We start from the raw sequence: 12,815 nt of genomic DNA, 5'->3' as shown, positions 1-12,815 counted from the left end.
GTTGTGATGCATAAGATGAAAGCGGGGCAGGGCGTGCCGGGGGCACCGACGATCCGAAAACGGGGGCGGGTATTTTGGTGTGTGCGGTGCAGGTGCAAAAAAGCCCCGCCAGGCAGGGCCGGGCGGGGCTTTCGAGTGCGCCGCACAGGGCGGCGCGAGTCTGGCTTAGACGCTGTAGTACAGGTCGTATTCCAGCGGGTGCACGAAGGTGCGCACCTTGATTTCTTCTTCGCTCTTCAGCTCGATGTAGGCATCGATGAAGTCGTCGGAGAACACGCCGCCCTTGGTCAGGAACGCGCGGCCCTTGTCCAGCTCTTCCAGGGCTTCCTTCAGGCTGCCGCACACCTGCGGGATCAGCTTGCCTTCTTCCGGCGGCAGATCGTACAGGTTCTTGTCGGCCGCATCGCCCGGGTGGATCTTGTTCTGGATGCCGTCCAGGCCGGCCATCAGCAGCGCGGCGAAGGCCAGGTACGGGTTGGCAGCCGGGTCCGGGAAGCGCGCTTCGATGCGGCGGGCTTTCGGGCTGGATACGTAAGGAATACGGATCGAGGCGGAGCGGTTACGGGCCGAGTAGGCCAGCATGACCGGGGCTTCGAAGCCCGGAACCAGACGCTTGTAGGAGTTGGTCGACGGGTTGGTGAAGCCGTTCAGGGCCTTGCCGTGCTTGATGATGCCGCCGATGAAGTACAGGGCGGTCTCGGACAGACCGGCATAGCCTTCGCCGGCGAAGGTGTTCTTGCCGTCCTTGGAGATCGACATGTGCACGTGCATGCCCGAGCCGTTGTCGCCGTACAGCGGCTTCGGCATGAAGGTCGCGGTCTTGCCGTAGGCATCGGCGACGTTGTGCACGCAGTACTTCAGGGTCTGAACTTCGTCAGCCTTGGCCACCAGGGTGTTGAACTTCACGCCGATTTCGTTCTGACCGGCAGTGGCCACTTCGTGGTGGTGCACTTCGACGACCAGGCCCATTTCTTCCATGGCGTTGCACATGGCAGTACGGATTTCGTGGTCGTGGTCGCACGGCGGAACCGGGAAGTAACCGCCCTTGACGGCCGGGCGGTGGCCCTTGTTGCCGCCTTCGACGTCGCCGTCGGTCATCCAGGAGCCTTGCTCGGAGTAGATCTTGAACATCGAGCCGGAGATGTCGGACTTGAACTTCACTTCGTCGAAGATGAAGAACTCCGGCTCCGGGCCGACGAACACGGTGTCGCCGATGCCGGTGGTCTTGAGGAATTCCTCGGCGCGCTTGGCGATCGAGCGCGGGTCGCGGTCGTAGCCTTGCATGGTGCTCGGCTCGATGATGTCGCAGACCAGGATCAGGGTCGGCTCTTCGGTGAAGGGGTCGAGCACGGCGGTGTCGTCGACCGGCATCAGGATCATGTCGGAGGCTTCGATGCCTTTCCAGCCATGAATGGAGGAGCCGTCGAACATCTTGCCGTGTTCGAAGAAATCGTCGTCCAGGGCGTCGCGAGCCGGCATGGTCACGTGGTGCTGCTTGCCCTTGGTATCGGTGAAGCGCAGGTCTACCCACTTCACGTCGTGTTCTTTGATCAGTTGAACAGCCTTAGACATGTTGTCCTCCAGGTGGAAAAGGCTCGCTTCGTGGAGCCCCGATATGTGCGGTGAAGCCCGGCGGGATAGTCCGTCAGGGCGACCTGCCTCACAAGGGAGCAAATTGCATGCCAGTGCCCCGGAATGGACGGAGGCCCGAAAACTCAGGCGCTGCGCGGCCTGCATGGGGCATGCGCAGGAATATTTGCACCATTTGAGGGCTGCCAAATATCGCAATGTTCTATTTTGGTGCGATCAATGAGGCGTGCAGTATTTTTGGTCAAAGCTTGAGCAATTTCCGCTATAATCCGCGCCCCTGTTTTTCCGTCGCCCCTGCAGGCGCCCAATTCATGAAGCTGATCGTCAAAGTTTTCCCGGAAATCACCATCAAGAGCCGCCCGGTGCGCAAGCAGTTCATCCGCCAGTTGGGGAAGAACATCCGCACCGTGCTGCGCGACCTCGACCCCGAGTTGAAGGTCACCGGTGTGTGGGACAACCTGGAGGTCGAGACCGACCTGGACGATCCGCGCCTGCTGGCCGAGATGACCGAGCGCCTGCGCTGCACGCCGGGCATCGGCCTGTTCCTCGAGGTCAACGAGTACCCGCTGGGCGATCTGGACGACATCACCGAGCACTGCAAGCGCCACTACGCCGACCAGCTGCCGGGCAAGATCTTCGCCGTGCGCTGCAAGCGCGGCGGCAAGCACGCCTTCAGCTCCATCGACGTCGAGCGTCACGTCGGCTCGCGCCTGCGCCAGGAGTGCAATGCGGCCGGCATCGATCTGAAGAAGCCGGAAGTCGAAGTGCGCATGGAGATTCGCGATCAGCGTCTGTTCGTCGTCCATCATCGCCACGAAGGCCTCGGCGGCTACCCGCTGGGCTCGCTGGAGCAGACCCTGGTGCTGATGAGCGGCGGCTTCGACTCCACCGTGGCGGCCTACCAGATGATGCGCCGCGGCCTGGTCAGCCACTTCTGCTTCTTCAACCTCGGCGGTCGCGCCCACGAGCTGGGCGTGATGGAAGTGGCCCACTACCTGTGGCAGAAGTTCGGCCGTTCGCAGCGCGTGCTGTTTATCAGCGTGCCGTTCGAGGAAGTGGTCGGCGAGATCCTCGGCAAGGTCGACAACAGCCAGATGGGCGTGATCCTCAAGCGCATGATGCTGCGCGCCGCCACCCGCATGGCCGAGCGCCTGGAGATCGAGGCGCTGGTCACCGGCGAGGCGATCAGCCAGGTCTCCAGCCAGACCCTGACCAACCTGGCGGTGATCGACGCGGCCACCGACATGCTGGTGATGCGCCCGCTGATCGCCAGCCACAAGCAGGACATCATCGACACCGCCACGCGCATCGGCACCGCCGAGTTCGCCAAGCACATGCCCGAGTATTGCGGGGTAATTTCGGTCAACCCGACCACCAAGGCCCGCGGTTATCGCATCGAGCGCGAAGAAGCGCAGTTCGACATAGCCATCCTCGAGCGTGCCCTGGAGCGCGCCACCCTGCTGCCCATCGACCGGGTGATCGACGAGCTGGGCAAGGACGTGCAGGTCGAGGAGGTACGCGAGGCGCTGGCCGGGCAGATCGTCCTCGACATCCGCCACCCCGATGCCGCCGAGGACGAGCCGCTCGAGCTGCCCGGCATCGAGGTGCAGGCGCTGCCGTTCTACGCGCTGAACAACAAGTTCAAGGAACTGGATGAGAACCGCCAGTACCTGCTGTATTGCGACAAGGGCGTGATGAGCCGCCTGCATGCCCACCACCTGCTGAGCGAGGGGCATGCCAATGTGCGCGTTTATCGTCCGGCATAAGACGCCCGGGCTGAACGGCGGCAGTATCCGCCACCGCCCTCCCGACCGCTCTGCCTGCTGATCCCGTTTTCTTCATATTCGTCGTCCACACTGGGCGACACACCGCATCCTCTGATCGAGATACACACAGTGATCGAAAATCTGCGCAACATCGCCATCATCGCCCACGTCGACCATGGCAAAACCACCCTCGTCGATGCCCTGCTGCGTCAGTCCGGCACCCTGGAACGCAACGAGCTCAACGACGAGCGCGTGATGGACAGCAACGACCAGGAAAAAGAGCGCGGCATCACCATTCTGGCCAAGAACACCGCCATCAAGTGGAACGACTACCGCATCAACATCGTCGACACCCCCGGCCACGCCGACTTCGGCGGCGAAGTCGAGCGCGTGATGTCGATGGTCGACTCGGTGCTGCTGGTGGTCGACGCCCAGGACGGCCCGATGCCGCAAACCCGCTTCGTGACCAAGAAAGCCTTCGAGGCCGGTCTCAAGCCGATCGTCGTGATCAACAAGATCGACCGTCCGGGCGCGCGTCCGGATTGGGTCATGGACCAGATCTTCGACCTGTTCGACAACCTCGGCGCCACCGATGAGCAGCTCGACTTCCAGGTCGTCTACGCCAGCGCCCTGAACGGTATTGCCGGTCTCGACCACACCGCCATGGCCGAAGACCTGACCCCGCTGTACCAGGCCATCGTCGACCACGTGCCGGCGCCGAACGTCGACCTCGACGGCCCGTTCCAGATGCAGATTTCCGCGCTGGACTACAACAGCTTCCTCGGCATCATCGGCGTTGGCCGTATTGCCCGTGGCAAGATCAAGCCGAACACCCCGGTGACTGCCATCGACGTCGACGGCAAGAAGCGTAACGGCCGTATCCTCAAGCTGATGGGCCACCACGGCCTGCACCGCGTCGACGTCGAAGAAGCCACCGCCGGCGACATCGTCTGCGTCAGCGGTATGGACCAGCTGTTCATCTCCGACACCCTGTGCGACATCAACCACGTCGAAGCGATGAAGCCGCTGACCGTCGACGAGCCGACCGTCTCCATGACCTTCCAGGTCAACGACTCGCCGTTCTGCGGCAAGGAAGGCAAGTTCGTCACCAGCCGCAACATCAAGGAGCGCCTGGACAAAGAGCTGCTGTACAACGTGGCCCTGCGTGTCGAGGAAGGCGACAGCGCCGACAAGTTCAAGGTCTCCGGTCGTGGCGAGCTGCACCTCTCGGTGCTGATCGAAACCATGCGCCGCGAAGGCTTCGAAATGGGCGTTGGCCGCCCGGAAGTGATCATCCGTGAAGTCAACGGCGTCAAGCAGGAGCCGTACGAGAACGTCACCATCGACATCCCTGAAGAATCCCAGGGCAAGGTCATGGAAGAAATGGGCCTGCGTAAGGGCGACCTGACCAACATGTCGCCGGACGGCAAAGGTCGCGTGCGTCTGGAATACAACATCCCGGCGCGCGGTCTGATCGGCTTCCGTAACCAGTTCCTGACCCTGACCAACGGCGCGGGCATCCTGACCTCGATCTTCGACCGTTATGACACCGTCAAGCCGGGCAGCATGTCTGGCCGTCAGAACGGCGTCCTGGTGTCGATCGATACCGGCAAGGCGCTGACCTACTCCCTGGAAACCCTGCAGGCGCGCGGCAAGCTGTTCGTCGAGCACGGCCAGGAAATCTACAACGGTCAGATCGTCGGCCTGAACAGCCGCGACAACGACCTGGGCGTCAACCCCACCAAGGGCAAGAAGCTCGACAACATGCGCGCTTCGGGCAAGGACGAAACCATTGCCCTGGTGCCGCCGGTGCGCTTCACCCTGGAACAGGCCCTGGAATTCATCCAGGACGACGAGCTGTGCGAAGTGACGCCAAAGTCGATCCGTCTGCGCAAGAAGATCCTCGACGAAGGCGAGCGCACCCGCGCTGCCAAGAAAGCCAACAAGGCCTGACCCATAGCGGCTAGCCTCGAGCTGTTAATGAAAAGCCCCGCCAGAGCGATCTGGCGGGGCTTTTTGTTGGGGGCACCGTTAGTCGTTGTGCCCCTGTCGGAGCGGCTGCGGCTGCGAAGCTCCTGCGCGGCCTTGCTCTCCCGCTCTTCCTGTTTTGTTGGGGGCAGGGATTCTCGCGACTAAATCGGTTCGCCGTCCGCCGCTCCTAGCGTTTGGGCGTGGCGCCGCCAAAAGAAAGCCCCGGCATCCGCCAGGATGCCGGGGCCTGCAGGCTGATTCAGCCGCGCCGTGGACGACAGGCCAGCAGCCCGTAGGCCGCCAAGCCGATCACCAGCAGCAGGCTCAGCGTCATCACTCGCCGGCCACCTGGCGCAACTGCGCCGGGGCTTCGCCGAGGTTGTTGAGCATGCGTTCGCTGTACCAGTCGATGAAGTTGACCACGCCGAACTCGTAGGTCTTCGAGTAGGGGCCGGGCTGGTAGGCGGTGGAGTTGATGCCGCGCTGGTTTTCCTCGCCGAGGCGACGGTCCTGGTCGTTGGTGGCGTCCCACACCTGACGCAGGCGCTCGACGTCGTAATCGACGCCTTCCACCGCGTCCTTGTGCACCAGCCACTTGGTGATCACCACCGTTTCCTGGGCGCTGATCGGCCACACGGTGAAGTTGATCAGGTGGTCGCCCATGCAGTGGTTCCACGAATGGGGCAGGTGGAGGATGCGCATGGAGCCCAGGTCCGGGTTCTTGATCCGCCCCATCAGCTTCTTGCAGCCCTGCTTGCCGTCCATGGTCATGGACACGGTGCCCTTGAGCAGCGGCATGCGTACGATGCGGTTACGCAGGCCGAAGCCGGCATGCGCGTAGGGAATCTTCTCCGCGTCCCAGGCGGCGGCGCATTCGGCGACGTGATCCTTGAATTCCTGGGTCGCGCGCGGGTCGTTGGTGTCGTCCCACTCCAGCAGGGTGTTGAGCAGCTCCGGGTGCGAGCCGTTGCAGTGGTAGCACTCGCGGTTGTTCTCGATCACCAGCTTCCAGTTGGCTTTCTCCTTCATGGTGCTCTGCACCGCGACCTTGGTGTTCTCCATGTCGTACGGCTCCATGTAGTGAGCCAGGGTGGCGAGGAACTCGTCGATCGCCGGCGGGTTTTCCGCCAGGCTGATGAAGATGAAACCACCGGCGCTCTTGCAGTGCACCGGCTTGAGGCTGTAGTCCTTGAGGTCGAAGTCGGCGCCCATCTCGGTGCCGGCGAACAGCAGGCGGCCGTCCAGTTCATAGGTCCACTGGTGGTAGGGGCAGACCAGCTTGGCCACCTTGCCCTTGTCGCTCACGCACAGGCGCGAGCCGCGGTGGCGGCAGACGTTGTGGAAGGCATGGATCTGCCCCTCGGCGCCGCGGACCACGAGAATCGGGTTGTCGCCGAGCTGCAGGGTGAGGAAGTTGCCCTTGGCCGGGATTTCGCAGGTCATGCCGGCGATCAACCACTCCTTGTGGAAGATCTCCTGCATGTCGATCTGGAACAGCCGCTCGTCGTTGTAGAAGGGTTGCGGCAGCGAAAAGGTGCGCTCGCGCTCGCGCAGCATGCCGGCGGTGGCCTTGCGTGCGGGCTCCAGCGGGTCGCCCAGGCTCAGGGTGTGGGTGCAGTCCATCGGTGACTCCTCATGGCTGGCGCGGGGGCGGCAGCCGCAAAAGTGGCTGATACGGTGGTGACGCAAGGCGTTGTGGCGGCTGCTGCGAGCGGGTCGGCGGCCGCGCGTTGTCGGGGGTTGCTCTGAGGCTGAGTGTGGATTCGCCGCGCCGCGAAACCTTATCCATGGGCGACATGGCCGAATGCGTTTCCGACGCGCCAGGCCCCGTGCCAAGCGGCAGGTCGCGATGAGCATGCCGATGTCGCTGGCAGATAAATGAGAGCCCGCGGCGTTTCGCACAATCGGCGCCATATAGGCCGATGTCCGGCCGCGTGGAGAGCCGTTCATGACCACCAACGCCTTCCTCAACCCGGTTACCACCCAGACCTGGACCAACGGCCGCCACCTGGTGCGTTGCGTCAAGGTGATCCAGGAAACCTGGGACGTGCGCACCTTCTGCTTCATGGCCGAGCAGCCGGTGCTGTTCTTCTTCAAGCCGGGGCAGTTCGTCACCCTCGAACTGGAGATCGACGGGGCGCCGATCATGCGCTCCTACACCATCTCCAGCTCGCCGTCGGTGCCCTACAGCTTCTCCATCACCATCAAGCGGGTGCCGGGCGGCAAGGTGTCGAACTGGCTGCACGACAACCTCAAGGAAGGCGACGAGCTGCCGGTGCACGGCCCGGTGGGGCTGTTCAACGCCATCGACTTCCCCGCCGACAGGGTGCTGTTCCTCTCCGGCGGCGTCGGCATCACCCCGGTGATGTCGATGGCGCGCTGGTTCTTCGACACCAATGCCAATGTCGACATGGTCTTCGTGCACAGCGCTCGTTCGCCGAAGGACATCATCTACCACCGCGAACTGGAGCACATGGCCTCGCGGATCAACAACTTCAGCCTGCACCTGATCTGCGAGAAGCATGGCCTGGGCGAGGCCTGGGCCGGCTACCGCGGCTACCTCAACCAGAAGATGCTGGAGCTGATCGCCCCGGACTTCATGGAGCGCGAGATCTTCTGCTGCGGTCCGACCCCCTACATGAGCGCGATCAAGCACCTGCTGCAAGGCAACGGCTACGACATGAGCCGCTACCACGAGGAGGCCTTCGGCCCGACGCCGCCGGAGATCCGCGCCGAGGTCAAGGAACTGGCCGCCGAAGCGGCCGAGGCGCCGGAAGTGCCACTGGCCGATCTGCACCAGGTGGAGTTCGTCAGCACCGGCAAGAGCATCCGCGTCGCCCCCGGCGAAACCGTGCACGCCGCTGCCGCCAAGCTCGGCCTGCACATCCCCAAGGCGTGCGGCATGGGCATCTGCGGCACCTGCAAGGTGATGAAGACCGCCGGCGAGGTGGACATGGAGCACAACGGCGGGATCACCGACGAGGACGTTGCCGAGGGCTACATTCTGTCCTGCTGCAGCGTGCCCAAGGGTGACGTGGTGATCGATTATTGAGTGGCGCCCGGCGCTGGCGGCTGGCGGGGATTTGGCTAGTCTTCACAGGGCTCCCGGCGCGTAGTCTTCATCCCGCAGTAGAGGTGTTCCCAGGGGCATGGGCGGGAACGGATGGCGTCCGTTCCCTTTGCCGGGGCTGCATGCGGCGCGCAAGGCGCGCAGCTGTTTCCCCATATTGCGTGTAGGGGGCCTCGGGATGGGGTGCAACAAAGGACGCGGGCGGGGTGCGGTGCGGGCTGGCGGCCGTCTTCCCTTGGCGGTGCTGGTGTGTGGCGGGGTGGCCTTGAATGCGCTGGCCCCGCCGGCGGCGGCCATCGACTTCAACGGCAACGAATCGGCCGGCGACGCCGTCATCGACAACACCATCGACGGCGTCAATTTCAACGACCAGAGCACGGCCGGCAGCGCCACCATCACCAACAGTTTCAGTGGCCTGACCTTCTTCAACGATCAGAGCACGGCCGGCAGCGCGACTATCCGTAGCGAGAACGGCGGCGCGACGATCTTCGCCGGGCAGAGCAGCGCCGGCAATGCGCTGATCATCAGTGGCGAGGAGGGCCGCACGCTCTTCACCGACAACAGCGACGGGGGCACGGCCCGGCTGGTCGCGGAGAACAGCGGCGTCGTCGACTTCTCCGAGGCGCAGGGGCCCGATGGTGCGGGGCGCTTCAGCGTCGGCTCGATCGAGGGCAACGGTGGCTTCGAACTCGGTTCGGCAGTGGTGGCGGTCGGCAGCAACAACCTGAATACGCAGGTGACCGGCTCCCTCAGCGGCGATGTGGACGGCACCCTGATCAAGGTCGGTAGCGGCACGCTGACGGTGCGCGGCGAGAACGCCAACAGCTTCGCTAGCGCCATTCGCATCGAGGGCGGGCTGATCAACTTCGACGGCGGCGACAGCCTGGGCAGCGGCAGCATCGTGCTCGATGGCGGCGGGCTGCAGTGGGGCGATGCCTCCTCCTTCGATATTTCCTCGCGGCTCGAGGCGCTGGGCGCAGCGGGTGGCACCTTCGATACCAACGGCAACGATGTGCTGCTCTCTGGCGCCATCGGCGGCAGCGGCTCGCTGACCAAAGCCGGAGCGGGCGTACTCGACCTGCTGGGACCGGCCAGCTACAGCGGCGCCACCATAGTCCAGGCCGGCACCCTGCGTCAGGGCAGCAGCGGGGGCTTCGTGCAGAACGGCGCCTATGTCATCGATGGCGGCGCGCTCGACCTCAACAGTGTCGGCCTGAGCATGGGGTCGCTGTCCGGCAGCGGCGGTCAGGTGCTGCTGGGTAGCGCCGATCTGGTGGTCGATCAGGCCCTCGATACCAGCTACGCGGGCGCTATCAGCGGCAGCGGCGGCCTATCCAAGCTGGGGGCAGGACTGTTGCTGCTCGAGGGCGAGAACGACTACAGCGGCCTCACCCAGGTGAGCGACGGCACGCTGCGTCAGGGCGGTGCGGGGGCCTTCGTCGCCGGCGGCAGCTACCTGGTCAGTGGCGGCGTGCTCGACCTCAACGGTTTCGATCTGAGCATGGGCTCGCTGTCCGGCAGTGGCGGCGAGGTGGTGCTGGGCGGCGCCGACCTGACCCTGGTGCAGACGTCGGACAGCAGTTTTTCCGGCGTGATCAGCGGCAGCGGCGGCCTGATCAAACAGGGTGATGGGCTGTTGCTGCTGTCCGGCGCCAACAGTTATAGCGGCACCACCCGGATCGACGGCGGTACCTTGCGCCAGGGCGCGGCCGGCGCCTTGGCCGGCGGCGACTACAGCGTCAACGCCGGGGTACTCGACCTCAATGGTTTCGACCTGGACATGGGCTCGCTGTCCGGCAGCGGCGGCGAAGTGACGCTGGGCGCCGCCGACCTGGGCATCGATCAGACGGTGGACGGCACCTTCTCCGGGGTGATCAGCGGCAGCGGCGGATTGCGCAAGTCTGGCGACGGGACGCTGGTGCTGACCGGCGCCAACAGCTACGGCGGCGTAACCCAGATCAGCGGTGGCACGCTGCGCCAGGGCAGTGCCGGGGCGTTCGTCGCCGGTGGCGATTACGTGATCGATGGCGGCGTGCTCGATCTCAACGGCTTCGACCTGAATATGAACTCGCTGACTGGTGGCGCTGGCGAGGTGGCGCTGGGCAGCGCCGATCTGACCCTGACGCTGGCGTCGGGTGGCAGTTTCGCCGGGGCGATCAGCGGCAGCGGCGGCCTGATCAAGCAGGGCGACGGCTTGTTGATGCTGGCCGGCGCCAACACATACAGCGGTGCCACTCAGCTACGCGGCGGCACGCTGCTGCAGGGCAGTGCCGGCGGGTTCGCCGGGGGTGACTACGTCATCGGTGGCGGCGTGCTCGACCTCAACGACTTCGCCCTGAGCATGGGCTCGCTGTCCGGCAACGGCGGCGAGGTGGCGCTGGGCAGCGCCGACCTGACCCTGGTGCAGGCCGTCGACGGCAGCTTCCTCGGCGTCATCAGCGGCAGCGGCGGCCTGATCAAGCAGGGCGGCGGGACGTTGACGCTGTCCGGCAACAACAGCTACAGCGGTGTTACGCGGGTGGAGGCTGGCACCTTGCGCCAGGATTCGGCCGGCGGCCTGGTGTCCGGCGGGGCCTATGAGCTGGGCGGCGGAGTGCTGGATCTCGGCGGTTTCGACCTGAGCATGAGTGCACTGGCGGGCGCCGGCGGGCAGGTGGCGTTGAGTGGTGCGACGCTGACGGTCAACCAGGCGAGCGATACCAGCTTCGCCGGTGCACTTTCCGGCTCGGGTTCCTTCATCAAGGATGGCGCCGGTACGCTCGACCTCAGCGGCAGCCACGGCATCGCGGGCATCACCGAAGTCCGCGGCGGCACCCTGGCGGTCAATGGCTCGCTGCTTTCCGCTATCCAGGTGCAGAGCGGTGGCACCCTGGGTGGTGCCGGCAGCGTCGGTAACGTACAGATCAACAGCGGTGGCACCCTGGCGCCGGGCAACTCCATCGGCACGCTGAACGTCGCCGGTGACCTGATCTTCAGCCCCGGCTCGGTCTACCAGGTGGAGACCGATGCCGCCGGCAATGCCGATCAGGTGCTGGTCAGCGGCCTGGCCAGCCTGGCCGGCACCGTGCAGGTGCTGGCGGAGAACGGCACCTACGCGCCGGCCACCAGCTACGGCATCCTCAGCGCCGGACAGTTGAGCGGCCAGTTCGACAGCGTCAGCTCCAACCTGGCCTTTCTCGACCCCAGCCTGAGCTACGCCGGCAACGCCGTGACCCTGACCCTGACGCGCAACGACACCAGCTTCTCCAGCCTGGCGCGTACCCCCAACCAGCTGGCTTTCGCTCAAGCGGCCGAGAGCCTGGACGAGGACAACGAGGTCTACCGCACCCTGCTCGACCTGGGCGAGGACGAGGTGGCCGACACATTCAACAAGCTGTCCGGCGACGCTCATGCCAGCATCGCCTCGGCGGTGATGTTCGACGACCTCAACCTGTCGCGTGCGCCGCTGGGCAACCTGCGCCGCAACCTCGCTTCGCCCGAGCGCGCGCTGCCCTACTGGGTGCAGGTGGGCGGCGGGCGCCAGCGCATCGACGATGACGGCAACGCCGGCGAGATCATCCAGGATCACGAGAGCATGCTGTTTGGTGGCGACTGGCCGGTATACGGCGACTGGCGCCTGGGTGGCGCCTTCGGCTACGGCCAGGAGCAGCTGGATGTCGATTCGCGTGACGCCAAGGCCGACTCCGACAGCTACAGCTACGCGCTGTACGGCGGCCGCGATGTCGAACTGTCGCGCGGTACGCTCAAGCTGTTCGGCGGTGGCGGCTACAGCCAGCACCAGATCGACAGCCAGCGCGACGTGCGCCTGATCGACGGCCCGGAGCGCCTGACCCGCCAGTACGACGTCAACACCGCGCAGGGCTTCGGCGAGCTGGCCTGGCACCTGAAGTTCGACGAGCCGGCCTATGTCGAGCCCTTCGTCGGCCTGCTGCTGATCGACCAGCGCAGCGACAGCTTCAGCGAGCAGGGCGGGGCCGCCGCACTGTCTGCGGACAGCCAGCGCAACGAGCTGCTCAGCACCAGCCTCGGTGTGCGCGGCCAGCAGCTGTTCCAGCTGGCCGAGCGCGACCTGCTGCTCAACGGCTCGTTCACCTGGCGGCAGATCAACGGCGACCTGCGCCCGGAACTGGACCTGCAACTGGAGGGCGGCGACAAGTTTCGCGTGTGGGGTACCGAGCTGCCGCGCAACAGCTTCCTGGTCGAGCTCAACCTCGACTACTCGATCACCCCGAACATCGTCCTCGACGTCGATTACAACGGCGTGTTCAGCGACAGCAGCGAAGCCAACAATATCGCCTTCAACCTGCGCTGGAAGATGTAGGCCGGTGCGCCGCGGCCGCTCCGCAGGGGCGCCGCGCGTACCGGCCTTACTGGCGTCGCGCCGCGGCGCCAGCTGTAAGCGCCTAGGTGGAGGGGGC

Annotated in this window: 6 protein-coding genes; 4 read left to right on the top strand and 2 right to left on the bottom strand. The window is 65.1% G+C overall.

The window, feature by feature from the left end; all coding sequences use genetic code 11:
* Nucleotides 1-165: 165 nt before the first annotated feature.
* Nucleotides 166-1,572, bottom strand: coding sequence for a glutamate--ammonia ligase (gene glnA, locus ACW9UL_RS21035; RefSeq protein WP_457788175.1), 1,407 nt, complete (start codon nt 1,570-1,572; stop codon nt 166-168).
* Between the two features lie 329 nt (nt 1,573-1,901).
* Here glnA and thiI point away from each other — a divergent pair, with 329 nt between their 5' ends.
* Nucleotides 1,902-3,356 (top strand): tRNA uracil 4-sulfurtransferase ThiI, encoded by a 1,455-nt coding sequence (thiI, locus tag ACW9UL_RS21030; protein ID WP_457788174.1) that lies wholly within the window; start codon nt 1,902-1,904, stop codon nt 3,354-3,356.
* Nucleotides 3,357-3,485: 129 nt separating this feature from the next.
* The gene (gene typA, locus ACW9UL_RS21025; RefSeq protein WP_100547281.1) at nt 3,486-5,309 is read left to right on the top strand and encodes a translational GTPase TypA; all 1,824 of its coding nucleotides are present in this window, start codon (nt 3,486-3,488) and stop codon (nt 5,307-5,309) included.
* Nucleotides 5,310-5,660: 351 nt separating this feature from the next.
* On the opposite strand, the gene gbca is transcribed toward typA, so the two are convergent.
* The gene (gbca, locus tag ACW9UL_RS21020; protein WP_021443787.1) at nt 5,661-6,950 is read right to left on the bottom strand and encodes a glycine betaine monooxygenase oxygenase subunit; all 1,290 of its coding nucleotides are present in this window, start codon (nt 6,948-6,950) and stop codon (nt 5,661-5,663) included.
* 325 nt (nt 6,951-7,275) lie between these two features.
* On the opposite strand from gbca, the gene gbcB reads away from it, so the two are divergent.
* Entirely contained in the window at nt 7,276-8,379 is a 1,104-nt protein-coding gene (gene gbcB / locus ACW9UL_RS21015; RefSeq protein ID WP_457788173.1) for a glycine betaine monooxygenase reductase subunit, read from the top strand.
* Between the two features lie 283 nt (nt 8,380-8,662).
* Entirely contained in the window at nt 8,663-12,718 is a 4,056-nt protein-coding gene (locus ACW9UL_RS21010; RefSeq protein ID WP_457788172.1) for an autotransporter-associated beta strand repeat-containing protein, read from the top strand.
* Nucleotides 12,719-12,815: the final 97 nt, after the last annotated feature.

The sequence above is a fragment of the Pseudomonas sp. PL-6 genome (assembly GCF_054110165.1).
The sequence above is the reverse complement of the archived record's forward strand: the minus strand, read 5'-3'. Positions and strand labels throughout refer to the sequence as shown.